Raw genomic sequence first — 18,421 nt, 5'->3', positions numbered from 1 at the left:
GCATTTGGCGTTAAACATGAAAACGCCTAACTTTATACATCAAAAAACCGATGGATATAAATCCATCGGCTCTTATAATATTTTAGTATAAATCCTGTCAACCTATTTTAGGACGGGACATCATAATCCTCATTCACCGGAGGATCTATTCCCAATTGCTTATACAGCTTGTTTTTGTCTAAATTTCTTTTTGTCAGAGTTTCCTTATAAAAAAAGACTTGTGAGGCAAGATCTGAATTGCTTTTTTGGGGTAAGAGATCGTAGGCTATATCGATCCATGCTAATGCGTTTTCTATATCATCGAGGTTCTCATTGGCCAGAGCTATATTCGATGCAAGTCGTATTTTTTTGTTTGTATTCTTCTCCTTGTCATACAATTCACTCCAAATGTTAGCTGCTTCTTGCCATTTTCCGGCTAAAACCATGTCGGTCGCTTCTCTCATCCCTTTCGAACTATCCGAATAATACCAACGGGTATCTGTTTTCCACGAAGGAACAATAGCAGATGTCATTGCGTCCGCAGCCTTCATCGTTATCTCGGTTACCAGATCGTTGATTTCCGGAATATTGTTTTTCATATTATTCCAAGAAACAGCCGATTCTCTGAAAAGGCTATCTACATGGGCTATGGGAGGAGCCAGTAAGCTGCCATCCAGACTGTAGGCTTTGAGCAATACCCCGATTTGTGAACTCAAGATGCTGTAATTATTAAAGTATTCTACATTCACCGACTCTAATGATGCCGATGCAATGAATAAATCAAGTGAAAGTAAAATATCCGCATTTTGTTCTTTACATATCGTTTGTATTTTTCTTGCCGATAATGGTCTGACTTCATTTGCTGCACCACCATTGGTTGGGTATGGATAGATTTCTACTTTCGAGAAATAATTTTCTTCACTCAGATATTGCCGCAAAGAGCTCGTGAATATGGCTTTCGCTGTATCTGTGGGCATTACAGAAGAATCTTTAAGAGCCTCTCCGTTAGCCTCAACATCTTCGCTCGATTGTGATGCACTGTTATTAACTATTACAATGTTTTTCTGTTGAGGATTTTCGAAAGAAATTAGTGCAGGTTCACGTACTTCGATTGAAACAAGGTTCGTCACCGTGCAAGAGGAAATAAGAATAATACAAAAAAAGATGAATATATATTTTGTCATAGCGGTCTAAGTTATGAACTAGTGATACAAAAATAAGAGTTATATTTGTAAATACGATTGAAAATATTACCAAATAATGGATGTGTCTGTCAACAAGGTCTTTGAATTGGCAAGTGATATTGTCAAACATACATCTCAGTCGGTTTTCCTCACAGGAAAGGCCGGAACGGGAAAGACCACCTTTTTGCATCATATACGTAAAACAATAGATAAGAATGTGATCGTTGCAGCTCCAACAGGCGTTGCGGCCATCAATGCGGGAGGTGTGACTTTGCATTCATTGCTACAACTTCCGTTCGAGCCATTTATCCCGAACTTCGAAGGGAAAAAGAAGCTTGACTATCACTTCAAGCTTCGCAAATCGAAAATAGAGATGTTGCGAGAACTCGATTTGTTGATTATCGACGAAGTAAGTATGCTTCGTGCCGATATGTTAGATGCTATTGACTACATGCTTCGTAGGTACCGTAACAATCAGGAGCCATTCGGAGGGGTTCAGATACTTTTTATCGGGGATATGTTTCAGCTTCCTCCTGTGGTACAAACCGCAGAATGGGAACAATTGAAGCATTACTATCCATCACCTTTCTTCTTTCACGCGCAGGTACTGGATAATTATCCACTGCTCTATATAGAGTTAAAAAAGATATACCGGCAGCAAGACCAGCGATTTATAAATATACTCAATCGGGTGAGGAATAATTGTACCTCTTCGCAAGATCTACAGGTATTAAACCAAAAATATAATCCTGCTTTCAGACCTGCTAAAGGCGATAGCTATGTTACGCTATGCACTCATAACTATAAAACTGACCGCATTAACAATGAAGAGCTGGGACAGCTACCGGGCAAAGGTTATGTCTTTAAAGGAGAGATAAAAGGAGATTTTTCTGAAAATTCTTTACCCACCGAATGTGAACTTCTTCTGAAAGAAGGAGCTCAGGTTATGTTTGTGAAAAACGATGTGGGCGAAAATCGTCGCTATTATAACGGCAAGCTGGCTACAGTGGTGCAATTGAAAGAAGATTATATCCTTGTAAGATTCGAAAATGGAGACGAAATGGAACTAGAGCCCGACTCGTGGGTAAATGTCCGTTATTCGTTGAATGAAGAGTCGGGCGAAATAGAGGAAGAGGAACTTGGTTCATTTACACAATATCCTATACGTTTGGCTTGGGCTATAACCATTCATAAAAGTCAGGGGTTGACTTTCGATAGGGTAATAATTGATGCCGGACAGGCTTTTGCAGCCGGACAGGTATATGTGGCACTTAGCCGTTGTACGTCGTTGGATGGCATTGTACTATATTCTCCTATAACCCAGCAGAGCATAAGTACCGATCCGTATGCTATAGAATTTGCAAAAAAGGAGCAGGATATAGTCTATCTGGATGGAATACTACAACAAGAGAAACCTCGTTACTGTGCGAAGCAATTAGTCAGATATTTTGATTGGACGCCTTTTATTCGAAGCCTTCATTCTTTGAATGAGCTGGCCGCTGAAAAGAAGATTCCCGAAAAAGAAGAGGTGCAGTCTATGATTGCTCAAATGTGTAGTAAAGCGATTGAACAGCAAGAGATAGCACAGAGCTTTATAAAAGAGCTGAATTATATATTATCTGCTCCCAATCCTGATCTGACAAGATTGAAAGATAGAGTGCAGAAAGCAGCTGTATATTTCCATAAAGATGTTTCTGAATGTATTATTTCCCCATTGATGCTGCATTTGGAGAGATTCAAAACGAAGTCGAAAGTAAAGGCATACTTAAATAAAGCCAACGAGGTATACAATACATTGCTCAAGCTGTTATCACGGATAGAGCATATCAACTATGGGAATATCAACCTAACTGAGGAGTTAATCTTCTCGAAGGTAGAAGTTCCTTACGAAAATGTTGCTTCACCTGAAAAAGTCAAGTCTCAAAAAGGGGATAGCCACCGACTCACGTTATCTCTCTTTACCGAAGGAAAATCGGTGAAAGAGATTGCCGCAGAGAGAAATCTGTCGCCCACTACCATAGAGGGGCATCTTGTGAGCTTTATCCTTACCGGAGAGCTGGATATTTTAGAGTTAGTTCCCGATAACAAAGTGCAATATATGCTTCCTGTAATCAAAAAGATGGGTGTAAAATCCTCTCTGTCGGAAATCAAGGAGAAATTACCCAAAGAATGCTCATACCTCGATATAAAAGCCGTAATTAATTACATTAAATATCTTGATGGGAAATAAGACCTATAGAATAGTGTATATGGCAATGATGTGGCATAGACTTCCCATCAGAACGAATACATGAAAGACAGTGTGCATATATTTTTTCTTTGTCCACGAATAAAACAATGCTCCTATCACATAGGATACACCTCCCGCAATGAGCCAATATAACGCATCGATTTGACCTGTCTGAGATAGCACATCGTAAAGAGGCTTAAATGCAACGAGGATAGCACCACCCATCAGTACAAAGCAGACTGTTTCCAAGTTGCTATGTTTTTTTAAGTTGGTAAAGCTCATGATCAGCCCGGTAATAGCGGCAACACAGATGAAGGCAAAAAGGCTCCAGCCCCATGCGCTTTCATTGCGAAGCACGATTAGTGTAAAAGGAACATAGGTACCCGCTATATGCAAATAGATAGCGCTATGATCGAATTTACGAAGCAGACTTTTTCGTCTTTCGTGTGTGCATCCGTGATAGCAAGTGGATGTGATGTAAGATGCCAGCATCCCGAACAAATAACCGATAACACTACCGATAGCCCAATTGTTCCCACTGTTGATGGCGGCGGAGAGTAGTACGAAACCCGCTGCAATACCCATTAGTATGCCTAATCCGTGAGATACGGTATTTGCGATTTCTTCTCCACGTGTATAATATTTAGCTGTACTCATTTTTATAATTTCTTTCTCCAAATTGAAGGTTTGGAAATTTTGTGCAAGATAAGGATTTGTTTCCAAATCACTAGAAGTAGTGATTGAAGGATATTATAAAAATATGTTTCTTTGCATTTTTTATAAATAGAATCTATGAAATTATATAACTCTACTAAAAAATTATTCCTTACCGTATCTTTATTATTCTCTTTCTTATTTATGCTGGGCAAAGGTGAAATGCCCAAAGATACGTTATATACAGAATTGAAGTATGATATTGTTGTTCTCTCATCTACAAAAGAGACAAATAGTTTAAAATCGCTTCCGGCGGCAGTGTCCGTTTTCTCGCCTAAGAATCTCGACGGCTTGCAAGTGCATTCTATCAAAGACCTGAGTGCGATAGTACCGAATTATTTTGCTGCTGACTATGGTTCTAAAATGACAGCCCCGCTTTATATAAGAGGTGTCGGCGCACGTTCGGGTGAGCAAACAGTAAGTATGTATGTGGATAATATTCCTTATTTCAATACAACTTCGTTTGACTCCGAATTGTTTGATATTCAGCGTGTAGAAGTGCTAAGGGGAACACAAGGTACATTGTATGGTCGTAATGCAATGGGCGGAATTATCAATGTTTATACTTACTCACCACTAACTTACGAAGGAACGACAATAAAAATAGGGGGTGGTAATCACGGTCAGCTCTCGGGAAACGCTTCACATTATCAGCGGATAAATAGTAAGATGGGATTTTCTGTAGGAGGTTACTACAAACAAGATGATGGTTATTTTAAGAATCTATTTACCGGCAAAAAGGTTGATGATATGAAAAATGCCGGAGGACGTGCCAAGTTTGTTTGGGATATCAGTCCACGTCTGTCTGCTACCTATTCTGTAAGTTTCGACTATGTAGATCAGGGAGCATTTCCGTATGCCAATATAGAGACAGAAGAGGTTGATTACAACTCTGACAGCTATTACAAAAGAAAACTATTGACAAACGGGTTAGCGCTTCGCTATACGGGTCAGGGCTATGAGATTAACTCTACAATGGGTTATCAGTACCTGAACGATGATATGAACATGGACCAGGATTATACAAGATTGTCGATGTTTCAAATAAATCAGAAGCAAAGGCAAAATTCACTGAGTCAGGAGATCACAATAAAATCTACTAAGCCTTCTGATTATCAATGGTCGTTTGGCGGATATGGGTTTTATGACTACTTGCATACCACTCCTCCTGTATATATGATGTCGGATGGAATTCAGAAGTATTTGCAGGCGCCATTAACGGCTGTTGGGGCTCCAATTATTTTTACGGATGATCAGATAGACCTCAATGGACAATATAAACGTCCGACTTATGGTTTAGCTGCTTTTCATCAGTCAACATTCAATAATTTGTTCAAAGCAAAGGGACTGTCGCTTACTTTAGGTCTGCGTATCGACTATGAAAAAACAAAGCTGGACTACAATGCCGAAACTGTAGCTAATTTTGATGTGAAGATACCTAACTCACCAATGCCTCCAATGTCTTTTGCAGCGGATACAGCCATTGTAGGTGCTAATTCTAAAGATTTTTTGGAGTTTCTGCCTAAAGCCGTATTAAAATATCAGATAAATGAAAACTCATTTGTATATGGTTCAGCGTCGCGTGGCTACAAAGCAGGAGGACATAATATTCAGATATTTGCCGATCTTCTGCAAGAAGCCCTCGAAGCTAAAATGATGGGTATGCTACCACCGAGTATGGGTGGCGGTCATTCTGCATCTGCCGGTACACCAGTTAATAATCGTATCTCTTATAATCCTGAATATAGCTGGAGCTATGAACTTGGCGGACAAGTTGATATTATAGAAAATTCGTTGCAGGCAAACTTTGCCGTATATTATATGGATATACGTGATGTACAGATTACCCAGTTTGTAAATAATCGGGGTGGACGTATGGTAAGTAACGCCGGTAAAGCAGAAAGTAAAGGTTTTGAAATCGGCTTGAAGGCCCGCCCATGTAAAGGTTTTTATCTTTATGCGAATTATGGCTTGGCTGATGCTACATTCAAAGATAATAAAGTAAGGAATAGTACGGGAGACGTTGTAAAAGACTATACAGGCAATCATATTCCGTTTGCTCCCGGTTCTACATTCAGCATCGGCGGTAGTATTTCGTATGATTTTAAACGGAATACATTGTTGGATAGAATAACATTCGATACCAATTTTGCCGGAATCGGAAAAACCTATTGGGCTGAAGATAATGTGATCTCGCAAGGATTTTACGGAACACTTAATGCTAACCTTGTTTTAGAAAAAAATATATTCTCATTAGAATTCTGGGGTAAAAATATTCTCGATCGCGATTACAATACATTTTTGTTTGGGTCAGACAGTAAATATTTTGCTCAGAAAGGAAAACCTATGCGTTGGGGTGCATCTTTGATAATAAAGTTGTAATTTTGTAGCTTCATTTCGACAGCTATTTAATTATGAATTATAAAAAGGTCAAGCTAAAGCCTAAAAAAGAAGAATCGCTTAAGCGTTTTCATCCTTGGATATTCTCGGGAGCAGTACAGTCTAAAGATGAAAGTCTTACAGAAGGAGAAGTCGTTAACGTATATACCGTGAACGATGAATTTATTGCTGTCGGTCATTATCAGATTGGGAGTATAGAGGTTCGGGTATTATCTTTTGAAGAAGAAGATATTGATCTTGATTTCTGGAAAAAGCGTTTGTCTTCGGCATTGGAGTTGAGGAAATCGATAGGCTTATTATCTGATAATAATAATTCATATCGCCTTGTACATGGAGAAGGCGATCTTCTCCCCGGTCTTATCGTAGATGTTTATGCCGAAACGGCTGTTATTCAGTCTCATTCGGTAGGAATGCACGAGTCACGTCTGATGATCTGTGATGCATTGAAGGCCGTGTTAGGAGATAATCTGAAAAATGTATATTACAAATCGGAAACCACCTTGCCATACAAAGCCAATCTGGGAGCAGAAAATGAGTATCTGTACAAAGGTGATTCTGTCAACGAAATAGCACTTGAGAATGGTTTGAAGTTTTATCCTGACTGGGTAAAAGGGCAGAAGACCGGTTTCTTTGTAGATCAGCGAGATAATAGAGCATTGCTCGAAAAGTATTCAAAAGGTCGGTCTGTACTAAATATGTTTTGTTATACAGGAGGGTTCTCTTTCTATGCTTTGCGTGGTGGTGCAAATCTGGTTCACTCTGTGGATAGCTCATCTAAGGCAATTATGTTGACGAATAGGAATGTAGGGTTGAATTTTCCCGATGATAAACGACATGAGGCTTTTGCCGAAGATGCATTCAAGTTTTTGGGCGGTATCAATAAAGGAGACTATGATTTGATCATCCTTGATCCTCCCGCTTTTGCAAAACATAGAGGGGCTATAAAAAATGCATTACAAGGTTACAAGCGTTTAAATGCTGCTGCATTCGAAAAAGTAGCACCCGGAGGTGTTGTATTTACTTTTTCTTGCTCGCAGGTTATCAGTAAAGACGCTTTCCGTTTGGCTGTATTCAGTGCTGCTGCTTTGTCGGGTAGGAGTGTGAGAATATTACACCAGTTAAGTCAGCCCGCCGATCATCCGATCAATATCTATCATCCTGAAGGCGAATACCTGAAAGGATTGGTATTATATGTAGAGTGATTGGTTTTAGCCGGTTCATTATTCTGGCTTCAAATTATCTTATATAGAGAGAAGTAGGCTGAAAAGAAGAAGCGAAAAAGTAACAATTCGAAATAGATTAAGAAGTGTCACTTTTGTCACCTTTTAATGTTTAATGTTTTGATTGTTATGCGTTTGTGAATATCTTGTTTTGTCACTTTTTGTCACTTGATTGATAGAAATAAAGAGTTATCTACATAAAATGTTAAATAACGAATTTAACGATATAATAAAGAAGAAATTTTCGGGAGAAATATTTGATACTATTTCACGTGTGGCAGATGAGATGAATCTTGAATGTTACGCTATAGGTGGTTATGTACGTGATATATTTCTACGCCGTGTATCCAAAGATATAGATATTGTTACTATTGGTAAAGGTATCGAGCTGGCAGAGGCTGTGACTAAGGCTCTGGGGCGGAAAGCAAAACTTTCGGTTTTTAAGAACTTTGGTACAGCACAGATTAAGTACAAAGATACGGAGATAGAGTTTGTTGGAGCTCGCAAGGAATCTTATAATAGAGACTCGCGCAAACCGATTGTAGAGGATGGTACGCTCGAAGACGATCAAAATCGTAGAGATTTTACAATAAATGCGTTAGCGATTTGTCTTAATAAAGATCGTTTTGGAGAATTGCTAGACCCTTTCGGTGGGCTCAAAGATATGGATAGTTTGACTATTCGTACTCCGCTCGATCCTGATATTACATTCAGCGACGACCCTTTGAGAATGCTCAGGGCAATACGTTTTTCTTCACAACTAGGTTTTGATATAGAACCTAAAACCTTTGATGCAATCAGCCGAAATAAGGATCGTATAGAGATTATATCAAGAGAGCGCATAATCGATGAGGTGAACAAAATAGTACTTTCGCCTAAACCTTCGATTGGTTTTCTTCAACTCGATCAGACCGGATTGCTTTCTATTATCTTTCCTGAATTAGTAGCTTTGAAAGGTGCTGAAACAAAAGAAGGGGTAGGACATAAGGATAATTTTTATCATACTTTGGTCGTCTTAGATAATATATCAAAGAAAACAGACAATCTCTGGCTCCGATGGTCGGCTATACTTCATGATATTGCCAAGCCTGCAACCAAACGCTGGGATAATAAATTCGGTTGGACTTTTCACAATCATAATTTCATAGGCGAGAAGATGATTCCCGGAATCTTTAGACGGATGAAGCTCCCATTGAATGAAAAGATGAAGTATGTGCAAAAAATGGTTACTTTGCATATGCGTCCTCAGGTATTGGTAGACGAGGAAATTTCTGATTCAGCCATTCGCCGTTTGCTTTTTGAAGCAGGTGACGATATTGATGATCTGATGACATTGTGTGAAGCCGATATTACATCAAAGAATCCCGATAAGGTTCGTCGTTACCTTCGTAATTTTGAGATTGTACGTCAGAAACTAAGAGATATAGAAGAGAAAGATCAGGTGAGGAATTTTCAACCGCCGATCAAGGGTGAGGAAATAATGGAAATGTTCGGTCTTGGGCCCGGAGTGGAAGTGGGACGGCTTAAGTCATCCATCAAAGATGCTATCTTAGATGGGGTGATTCCCAATGAATATGACGCTGCTTACAATTATTTGATAGAGAAAGCGAAAAAAATAGGACTGACACCAATAAAATAATAATATGAAAAAGAATTTATTTGCGTTCGTTGTGTTTTTTATTTGCTGTGTGAGTGTGCAAGCTCAAAAATCAGCTTTAGTAATGGATCTCGCTTATCGGAATAAATTTAATTATACGAATTGGGGCGTAGGTTTACAGTATAAATATAATTTGCCTGCTAATTTTAGAGCAGCAACCGATTTCGTAGCCTATTTTCCTGAAGAAAGTAGTTTCGGTCTGGATTTCGGAATTAATTTACAGTATCAATTACATGTGTGTAATAACTTGTCTATATATCCTTTTGCTGGAGGTATTATGTCCAATCATTCATTCTCAGGAATTCCGAATAATGTAAATGAAACAGGATTTGGTCTTAGTTTTGGTGCAGGAGTTGAGTATAACGTAAGCAAGAAAGGATTCTTGAATTTCGATTATAGATATAATCTGATAGATAAAAAAAAGAATGCGTGGTATACGGATTATAGTCTCATACGTATAGGCTACGGAGTCCGGTTCTAAAATTATAGATAAAGAAATTATGACAATAAAATCAATTGTAGTTGTGGTTGACGAAGCAAATGCCATCGGTAAAAATAATGACCTGCTTTGCCATTTGCCGAACGATCTGAAGCATTTTAAGGCTATCACAGCGGGTTATCCTGTTATAATGGGGCGTCGAACGTTTGAGTCGTTACCTAAAGGTGCATTGCCCAGCAGAAGGAATATTGTGATAACTAATAATAAGGATTTACAATTCGATCGCTGCGAAATGGTTTCATCTATCGATGAGGCAATAGAGCTTTGTAAAGATGAACAGGAGATCTTTTTTATCGGGGGCGGAACAATATACAAGAAAGCAATTGGTTTTGCAGACAGGCTTTATCTGACCCGTATTCATCATCAGTTTGAAGGAGCGGACACCTTCTTCCCCGAAATAAAACAGGAAGAGTGGGAGGAGCTATCGCGAGAAGATCATGATACAGATGAGAAACATAAATACAGATACAGTTTCATCAATTTAGAGAAAATAAAACGTTAATATACTTGCTTATATTAAATAAACATCCTATTTTTGCAACCCGAATATCTGGAAGATAATTGAAATTATAACAGAAAATAATATATAGCAATGAAAAGAACTTTTCAACCATCAAACAGAAAGAGAAAAAACAAACATGGTTTTCGCTCTAGAATGGCTACTGCAAACGGACGCAGAGTACTTGCTTCACGCAGAGCAAAAGGAAGAGCTAAACTAACTGTCTCTGACGAATACAGCAAATAAGATCTTTTAAAGGCATTTTGCTAAAGATATACAAGGTAAGAATTATTATAATTCTTACTTTTGTTTTTTATATAAGCCTCACTTTCTATGAATTGGTTCGACTTGCTTGTAGTTATATTGATTGGGATAACCCTTGTTAAGGGGTTCTTTTCCGGGCTTGTTATGCAAATAGCATCTTTAGCCGGATTGATATTAGGTGCGGTTTTTGCTGGTCAGTTGTCAGGCTTTATAGCTCCCAAGTTGATAGAGCTAACCGAGGCGTCTCCTCACATTATCGGCCCATTATCTTATATTGTGGCCTTTCTGCTTATTATCGTGGCGTTGTTCTTTGCGGGGAAGCTACTCGAGTCATTTGTGGAAGCCATAAAAATGAGTGCTCTCAACCGACTGTCCGGAGCTTTGTTTTGTTGTGCTAAATGGCTTGTAGTATTCAGTATTGTGATAAACCTTGCTGTTGAATTAGACCAAAACAAGCATCTGATTAAAGAGGATGTGCGTGAAAAATCCTATTCCTATCCTACTGTTATCAATATTGCCAGAGCAGTAATTCCTTACTTGCGATTTGACTGGGTAAAAGACTTGAAAGAAGAGGCTGCTACCCATATTAAAGACAAGGGCATTGCTATTTAGATATACTATTTCTTAGCAACGGTTCCAGATGTTTGATGCTCATGAAATAAGTGATATATAATACCATCCGATAGTCCGATCTTAGGAACGAATATTTCGTTCACTTTACAAATCTTACTAATCGATAAGAATATCTTCAAAGCAGGAACAATAACGTCAGCACGGTAAGTATTAAGCTTATAAGACTGAATCCGCTCTTCATAACTCAACGATTTTAGGCTATCGTAGAGTTTCTTCAGTTCGTCATAGCTGATAGGTTCACGTTCTCTTTTTCCTAATACTTTGTGGATCTTATTTATGTTTCCACCCGATGCAATTATACTGAATGAGTTATTGTCTTTAGAGATATCCTTCAACCAAGACTTAAATCGTTTCTCTTCATCTTCTTTTACGGCATCTACGAGTAAGCGCACAGTTCCCATCTGAAACGAATTGGAGTCGACTTTCTGCTGATTGCTGTATACGATCACCTCTGTACTACCTCCTCCAACGTCAACATAGAGGTAGTTCTTCCTTTTGTCCATAAAGTTGTCCAACTCTCCGGCCTCGTATATGATTTCGGCTTCCTCCCTGCCTGTTATGATGTCTATGTTTATGCCACTCTCGCGCCGTATGTCTTCTACTATATTGGCTCCGTTGGTAGCATCACGCATGGCGCTGGTTGCACAGGCTCTGTAGTTCATCACGCCATAGGCTTTCATTATATGTGAGAAGCCCTGCATTGCATGTATAAGCCGCCACTCCTTATCTTTGCTTATTGTTCCAGAGGTGAATACGTCGTCACCCAAACGGATAGGTACACGGAGATAAGCTACCTTCTTGAAGTCGGGCGTTGTTCCGTTTACTTCAATGTTGTTTATAAGTAGGCGAATAGCATTAGAACCTATATCTATTGCTGCAAATATATCTGTATTCATTTTTTATCATTCAATTTCTTATAAAAATCGTATAAAGCTGTCTGAGAACGGCAAGGAGGATTGTCTCCTCTCTTTACATAATTGTTGCTTCCAAAGACAGTGAGATCTCTTGCTTTTTCGTTATCCGACCATTGTATATCAAAGAAGCCCTTCAATGTTTGTTTTATTTCTTTGTCGAGGATAGGAACTCCCACCTCTATTCTTCTGTCTAGATTTCGTGTCATCCAGTCTGCACTCATGATGTAAACTTTCTCGTCTCCACCATTGTGGAATATGGCTATACGTGCATGTTCGAGATAGCGATCGACAATACTTATTACCCGTATGTTTTCACTCAGATCTTTCATTTGTGGTTGTAAGCAACATGCTCCTCTTACGATGAGCCGTATCTCGACTCCTGCCTGACTTGCTTTGTAAAGCAGCTTCACCATTTCTTCATCGGTAAGGCTGTTAAACTTAGCAAATATATGAGCCCGTTTTCCGTTCTGCGCATTCTTTATTTCTTTCTTAATAAGGTTGACGAATTGATTGCGCATGTAATAAGGTGAAACAAGCAGTTGCTTGCACGAGAAGTGTTTGTGTGTATTGATCAGAAAATCGAATACTATAGCCGTATCAGCTACTATTTGAGGATTTGATGTAAACAAGCCGAAGTCGCCATATATCTGAGCTGTTGCCTCATTAAAGTTGCCGGTTCCGATATATGCAAAATCTTTATTCTTACGTTCTACCAAAACGATTTTGCTGTGTACCTTTAGTCCGGTGACGCCATGTATGACTTTTACCCCCTCCTTTTGCAGTATCTCCGAATATTCTACATTTTGTTCTTCATCGAATCGTGCCAGTAGTTCCATTAATACAACTACTCTCTTGCCGTTCTTGGCTGCATTGATGAGGGCATTAATAACTTTCGAACGTTCTGCAACACGATATAAAGTGATATAGATACTTTCTACTTTAGGATCTATCGCAGCTTCCCGAAGAAAATCAATAAAATGATTAAATGTATGATATGGATAATTAAGTAATACATCTTTACGAGCAATGGTTTTCAATATGCTCGAAAAAGGCTTTATATGCGGATGGTTTAGCGGAGCCAAGCTTTTGCTTTCAAGATCGGGACGTACCTTAGGGAATTTCATTAAATCCCTCATAAGATGATATCGCCCTCCTGCATCTAGTTCCTCTCGCCTTTTTAGCTGGAGCTTTGATGATATGATATCTAACAAGTCTTCGGGCATCTCTTTGTCGTAGATGAGGCGAACAGGCTGTCCGTGCAGACGATTTTGTAATCCGGTCTCCATCTTTTCTATCAAGCTTTTAGAAATGTCGTCATCTATTGTGAGTTGAGCATCACGCATCAGCTTGAATGTATATGCCGAAATACTTTTATAATTAAACATAAAGAATATTTCGTCCAAGCATAAACGAATTATATCATCTAAAAATATGATGTCGTGTCTGCCTTTTACTGATGGCAATACGACAAAGCGTGGACATGAAGAACTTACCGGAATTTGAATAATTGCATATCTGGAATCGTTTTTGTCGGAGCACATCTTAACCGCATGGTAGATATTGTTATCCCGCAAAAAGGGTAATTGGGTAGATTTACGAATTATAAGTGGAACAAGAAGCGGGCTGACAACGCTCGAGAAATATTCGTGGCAAAACTGTTTTTGTTTCTGGTTCAGTTTTTTCTCATTCACTACATAAATATTATGTTTCTCCATTTCGGAGAGAACATCGATATAAGTTTGCATAAATTTCTTTTGCCCTTCAGAGACCTGACTGTTGATAAGGGGCAGTAATTCTTTAGCAGTGTATCCTCCCGAGAGGAGAGGTGCGTTCTTTGCTCTAATCTGACTAAGGCGGACGATATTGGCTATCCTAACCTTTATATACTCGTCCTGATTGTTTGAGAATATACCAAGAAAACGAAGCCTCTGCATCAGAGGTACACTTTTATCCTGAGCTTCTTGCAGTACCCGCTCATTAAAGGTTAGCCAGCTTAAATCCCTGTTGTTTATCATTTATGCCAGTGTTGTTAGATGCCTTAAAAAAGTCTGCTCAGCCGAATTTACCCATTCACGAAAAGAGTCATCCGATTGTTGCTTTGTTTTCATATAGTTTAATAACACGCTCATATCAAAATTGTTTCCAACAATGCCTCCTCCAAAAGAGATAACATCAGCTGCGTTTACTTCCTGTTCTATATGAGCCGGGATCATCATTATGGCTTTCCCCAGATAGAGAGCTTCACAAACCGATTCGAACCCCGCTGTTGTAATATATCCGCAGCATCTGCTCATAAAGTTAAGGAATTTTTCATCATCGATCGTATGGAGTGTTAAATTTTCGTCTACTATTAGTTCCTTCGGTACATTTTGCTTATCCCAGAAGAAATGTAATTTTACGTTAGGATGTTGCTCGTGCCATGCCCTTACTTCATTTTCATACCCATGATTAAGCATGTATCCCAAAATGTAGTCTTCGGTTGTAGGTTGTAGCGATAATATTTCGGATCGGAGCAGAGGCGGAACTACTGCAATACGTTCGGGGATATAATCTTTTAACGGATAGAATGATAACGCAAGTGTTTTGGTTGCACCTACACCACATAGCAGCATGTGCAGTCTCAAGAACATCATTCCTTGTTCATCTCCTTTTCCATGTAAATAGCCCGGATGTTTTAGCAGATATTGATGTCCGATATTTACAATCGGGATATCAGTGCTAAATCGCAAATAGGTGAGCCCGGTGAGCAGTTCGTAGAAATTGACAATAACATCGGGTTCGTTTTTCTGTATACGCCGATGTATTTTCTCTATGCTTTTTTTATATTTCCTTAATCTCTTAGGCGATATGTTGAAAAGCAAAGTCTTTAAGAAGTGGATCCGCTTTTTATCTTTTTTGAATACAAAAGACAAGGTATCGAAAGTTCTTACTTTAGCTCCGATTTTCTGATAAAAAAAATCGGGTATGACCCGAACCTTACTTTTTCCAACTAAAACTTCTACAACCTCGTGACCATTGCGGCGAAGGATATCAGACAAGGCTATAGCCTGAGTCATGTGCCCTCGTCCATCTCCTTGAACAATAAATAAATATCTCATATTGCAAATCTTATATCTTTCTTGTCTTCAAATACCGAATTGTTAGCCTGTGGCTCAGGTACATAATATTCAACCTCCCAATTGCCGTCATAGTCTTCGGTGAGAGCAGATAGAGATTCGACCCAATCACCCGAATTCAGATAAAGAATATCGCCATAATATCTTTTTTCGGGTTGATGTATGTGACCGCATATAACCCCGTCACACTTTTTGTGGCGTGCTATATCTACAATATGTTTCTCGTAATCGCTAATGTATGATACAGATGCTTTTACTTTTTTCTTCACTTCTTGCGACAGGGAGTAATAAGGCAACCCCTTTTTTTCTCGTCTGTTGTTGTAGTATCTATTGATCAGCATCAGTAGAGAGTAACCTACATCTCCGATTTTAGATAACCAGCTGTAGCGAGATGTAACAAGGTCGAATACATCTCCGTGGAGGACATAGAACCGTTTGTCTCCGCTTTTGTAGATATAATCTTTAACAATTTCTATATTCTGAAACTTGAAAGGAAGTATCCTGTCCATGAAGTCGTCGTGATTCCCTCTCAAATAGATTATCTTCGTTTTACGTTGTATATCCAATAGTAGTTTAATGAAATTGCTGTGTCTCTTTTTCCACTTTGCTTTTCTTCCTCGCATCAATTGCCACCCATCAATAATGTCTCCGCATAAAATGAGAGTGTCGCATGTGTTGTCTTTTAAATATCTTGTTGCTTCTTTTGCTTTTGACCATTTAGATCCCAGATGGATATCTGAAAGAACAATGGTTTTGTGATGTTTTTTGTTTGTCATATTTTTTCTCTTTTTTTCATATCAAAAGAATAAATAGATTATGACAACGCTGTTAAGTAATTATGAATAAATGGTTAAGATTAATATAGGTAGGGTTTTATGATGATATAAATGATGAGCAAACAGATGGTAAATATTTCTCTGTTTGCCATGTATCTGTTTGTGCTGTAGTTCTTTATTTATCGATAGAAAGTGCAGGGGCAGACGGTTGATAGAAGTGCGTCATGTATAGGTCTTTGATAATGCCATCGGCGACACCTATTATTGGTGTTTCGATGACAAGTGCCCGAGCCAGTTTCATTACTTTAAGGTATATTGCTATTGCAGGCAATATCACTTCTGCCCGATTGAGGTTTATTTTAAGATTCACCAACCGTTCTTCGTAACTCATTTTTCTCATTTTAGCCGCAAAGCTCACTAACTCTTCTCTGCGTATGCGTCCTGAACGGCGTAATAGTGAATCCAGTTTATTTATGTTTCCACCCGACCCAATGAGGGATACTTTTATATAATCTTTGCTGTGTTCTGTGAGCCAATTTTTCATTCTGTCCCATTCGGCTCTTTCTTCCTCAAGCGGTAGTGAGCGAATAGTTCCTAGCTTGAACGATTCGGATGCGATCTCTTTGTTCTGATAAAAAATAATGAGCTCTGTGTTTCCTCCACCTACATCCGTATATATGTATACTCTGTTCTCCTCGAGCAATTCGTCTATTCTGTTTGTAAGAATAAAGCGAGCCTCTTCTTTGCTGTCAATTACATCGATTTCGATGCCCGACTTGGCAACTACGTACTCCAATACTTCTTGTGCGTTAGAGGCTTCCCTGATGGCAGACGTTGCACAGGCACGCCATATTTCTACATCATTTACCTGTATCAGCCCACGGAAAGATTGCATTAGAATGGCGAGCTTTTCTTTCTTCTGCTCACTTATATATCCTGTAGAAAATGTATCCTCTCCCAATTTTAAAGGAATACGAATTAATGAATCCTTTTTAAATACTGCACGTCCATTATAATCGAGAACATCTGTGATAAGAAGGCGTACAGAGTTGGAGCCGATATCTATTGCTCCTAAACGTCTAACATTCATAAGCTTTTTTTATTGGCAAAAATAAGTAAGAGGGGTTACAAAACTATTACTATTGGATTGCATTAAAATTAAGATTGTCGGGTTGTTATATAATTGTATTATTCAGAACTATTACACTTTAATGTATTGTCTTTTATTTTTTTATGAGAATTATAATGCTTATGTTTGGTTTGTATTGATTGTTTATCTCAAAATAGAAAGATTATGGCAGACTTAGATCATAAAAAAGAAAAAACGGAAGCAGGGAAAGAATCGTCCGGCTCACATATTCTTAGTGGCGATGTGCTTGAATTACCATTGCAAATAGCAAAGAAAGTAGTAAGCGTTCTGGTTGAGGATGGCGAGGAAGTATCTGCAGAAGGCAGCGATAATATTCTGGATAATGTTTCGGAAGCTTTGACTTCTGTAGGGGAAACGATCGGAGAGCACGCTGAAGAAATAGCTGAAAGTGTTGTTAGAGTTGCGGGGGGAGTTGCTGAGGTTTTGGGTGATACTATTAGTGATATTGAAGTATAGTTCTCTTGTTTATGCAGAGTGAATCTTACTGACAGGTATAATGTTGTAAAAAATAAAAAATTATCTTTATGCGATTTTTCTGATTTATTACGCATGAAGAAAGAATTAGTATGGAAAGTAAGCCGTTTCGAAGAGCTTACTATAAACGAATTATATGAGATCTTGCATCTACGGTGCAAAATATTTGTTGTTGAGCAAGATGCTCCGTATCTCGATACAGACTATAAAGACCAAAAAGCACTGCATCTCTCCGGGTATGCAGACGACAGGCTAGTGGCTTATTGCCGTATATTTAAGGCCGGAGATTATTTTGAAGAGGCTTGTATCGGACGGGTTATTGTTGCTCAGGAGTATAGGAAGTACGGGTATGGGCACGACATGATGAAAAAAGCCCTGGATATAGCATCTGCAACTTTAGGTGAGACGCGAATTACGATTTCTGCTCAGCAATATCTTCAAAAATTTTATGAGAGCCACGGCTTCAGGCAAACCAGCGAGATGTATCTCGAAGATGGGCTACCCCATATTGAAATGAAAAAAGAATAGAATTTTTTAAAAAGTCTTGTTCGTTAAGATATTAAATCATAAATTTGCAGCCCGAAACAGAGAGGAGGTTTGATGATCTTTTGAACAAAACATATTCACTTGTGGTATGATATTGCTTTACTGAAGCAATGTTCAGAAGATCATCAAACCTCCTCTCTGTTTCGGGCTGCAAATTTATGATTTA

At 38.7% G+C, this 18,421-nt stretch carries 17 protein-coding genes; 10 read left to right on the top strand and 7 right to left on the bottom strand.

Annotated elements, in window-relative coordinates:
* Window positions 1–107: 107 nt before the first annotated feature.
* Complete coding sequence (locus LDB17_RS13665; protein ID WP_252639575.1) at window positions 108–1,163, bottom strand: DUF6340 family protein; 1,056 nt, start codon at window positions 1,161–1,163, stop codon at window positions 108–110.
* A gap of 76 nt (window positions 1,164–1,239) precedes the next feature.
* On the opposite strand from LDB17_RS13665, the gene LDB17_RS13660 reads away from it, so the two are divergent.
* Window positions 1,240–3,393: a helix-turn-helix domain-containing protein gene (locus LDB17_RS13660; RefSeq protein WP_252639574.1), complete on the top strand. Its 2,154-nt coding sequence runs from the start codon at window positions 1,240–1,242 to the stop codon at window positions 3,391–3,393.
* A 3-nt stretch (window positions 3,394–3,396) separates the two neighbouring features.
* Here LDB17_RS13660 and LDB17_RS13655 read toward each other — a convergent pair whose 3' ends face one another.
* A complete protein-coding gene (locus LDB17_RS13655; RefSeq protein ID WP_252639573.1) occupies window positions 3,397–4,050 on the bottom strand; it encodes a hemolysin III family protein in 654 nt (217 codons plus the stop codon).
* A gap of 135 nt (window positions 4,051–4,185) precedes the next feature.
* Between LDB17_RS13655 and LDB17_RS13650 the strand changes: the two genes are divergently transcribed.
* The 7 genes from LDB17_RS13650 to LDB17_RS13620 all read left to right on the top strand — a co-directional run bounded on the left by LDB17_RS13650 (window position 4,186) and on the right by LDB17_RS13620 (window position 11,258).
* The gene (locus LDB17_RS13650; RefSeq protein WP_252639572.1) at window positions 4,186–6,489 is read left to right on the top strand and encodes a TonB-dependent receptor; all 2,304 of its coding nucleotides are present in this window, start codon (window positions 4,186–4,188) and stop codon (window positions 6,487–6,489) included.
* A 32-nt stretch (window positions 6,490–6,521) separates the two neighbouring features.
* Window positions 6,522–7,709 (top strand): class I SAM-dependent rRNA methyltransferase, encoded by a 1,188-nt coding sequence (locus LDB17_RS13645; RefSeq protein ID WP_252639571.1) that lies wholly within the window; start codon window positions 6,522–6,524, stop codon window positions 7,707–7,709.
* Between the two features lie 220 nt (window positions 7,710–7,929).
* Window positions 7,930–9,366, top strand: a complete 1,437-nt coding sequence (locus LDB17_RS13640) for a CCA tRNA nucleotidyltransferase (RefSeq protein WP_252639570.1) — start codon at window positions 7,930–7,932, stop codon at window positions 9,364–9,366.
* Window positions 9,367–9,370: 4 nt separating this feature from the next.
* Window positions 9,371–9,865: an outer membrane beta-barrel protein gene (locus tag LDB17_RS13635; protein WP_252639569.1), complete on the top strand. Its 495-nt coding sequence runs from the start codon at window positions 9,371–9,373 to the stop codon at window positions 9,863–9,865.
* A gap of 19 nt (window positions 9,866–9,884) precedes the next feature.
* On the top strand, window positions 9,885–10,385 hold the full coding sequence (locus LDB17_RS13630; RefSeq protein ID WP_252639568.1) for a dihydrofolate reductase: 501 nt from the start codon (window positions 9,885–9,887) through the stop codon (window positions 10,383–10,385).
* A 90-nt stretch (window positions 10,386–10,475) separates the two neighbouring features.
* Window positions 10,476–10,628, top strand: coding sequence for a 50S ribosomal protein L34 (rpmH, locus tag LDB17_RS13625; RefSeq protein WP_006841928.1), 153 nt, complete (start codon window positions 10,476–10,478; stop codon window positions 10,626–10,628).
* An 87-nt stretch (window positions 10,629–10,715) separates the two neighbouring features.
* A complete protein-coding gene (locus tag LDB17_RS13620) occupies window positions 10,716–11,258 on the top strand; it encodes a CvpA family protein (RefSeq protein ID WP_252639567.1) in 543 nt (180 codons plus the stop codon).
* 5 nt (window positions 11,259–11,263) lie between these two features.
* Here LDB17_RS13620 and LDB17_RS13615 read toward each other — a convergent pair whose 3' ends face one another.
* The 5 genes from LDB17_RS13615 to LDB17_RS13595 all read right to left on the bottom strand — a co-directional run bounded on the left by LDB17_RS13615 (window position 11,264) and on the right by LDB17_RS13595 (window position 17,175).
* Window positions 11,264–12,175: a hypothetical protein gene (locus tag LDB17_RS13615; RefSeq protein ID WP_252639566.1), complete on the bottom strand. Its 912-nt coding sequence runs from the start codon at window positions 12,173–12,175 to the stop codon at window positions 11,264–11,266.
* The gene (ppk1, locus tag LDB17_RS13610; protein ID WP_252639565.1) at window positions 12,172–14,208 is read right to left on the bottom strand and encodes a polyphosphate kinase 1; all 2,037 of its coding nucleotides are present in this window, start codon (window positions 14,206–14,208) and stop codon (window positions 12,172–12,174) included. Before ppk1 ends, LDB17_RS13615 begins: the two co-directional genes overlap by 4 nt.
* Complete coding sequence (locus tag LDB17_RS13605; RefSeq protein ID WP_252639564.1) at window positions 14,209–15,291, bottom strand: glycosyltransferase family protein; 1,083 nt, start codon at window positions 15,289–15,291, stop codon at window positions 14,209–14,211. It abuts the gene before it with no gap.
* Entirely contained in the window at window positions 15,288–16,085 is a 798-nt protein-coding gene (locus LDB17_RS13600; protein WP_252639563.1) for a UDP-2,3-diacylglucosamine diphosphatase, read from the bottom strand. The genes LDB17_RS13605 and LDB17_RS13600 overlap by 4 nt, the downstream gene beginning before the upstream one ends.
* 175 nt (window positions 16,086–16,260) lie before the next feature.
* Window positions 16,261–17,175, bottom strand: coding sequence for a hypothetical protein (locus LDB17_RS13595; protein WP_252639562.1), 915 nt, complete (start codon window positions 17,173–17,175; stop codon window positions 16,261–16,263).
* Window positions 17,176–17,379: 204 nt separating this feature from the next.
* Here LDB17_RS13595 and LDB17_RS13590 point away from each other — a divergent pair, with 204 nt between their 5' ends.
* Entirely contained in the window at window positions 17,380–17,691 is a 312-nt protein-coding gene (locus tag LDB17_RS13590; protein ID WP_252639560.1) for a hypothetical protein, read from the top strand.
* 93 nt (window positions 17,692–17,784) lie between these two features.
* Window positions 17,785–18,237, top strand: a complete 453-nt coding sequence (locus LDB17_RS13585; protein ID WP_252639559.1) for a GNAT family N-acetyltransferase — start codon at window positions 17,785–17,787, stop codon at window positions 18,235–18,237.
* Window positions 18,238–18,421 lie beyond the last annotated feature (184 nt).

The sequence above is a fragment of the Dysgonomonas sp. Shenzhen-Wh21 genome, assembly GCF_043392705.1.
Classification (GTDB): domain Bacteria; phylum Bacteroidota; class Bacteroidia; order Bacteroidales; family Dysgonomonadaceae; genus Dysgonomonas.
This window is presented reverse-complemented; position numbering and strand designations above follow the sequence as displayed.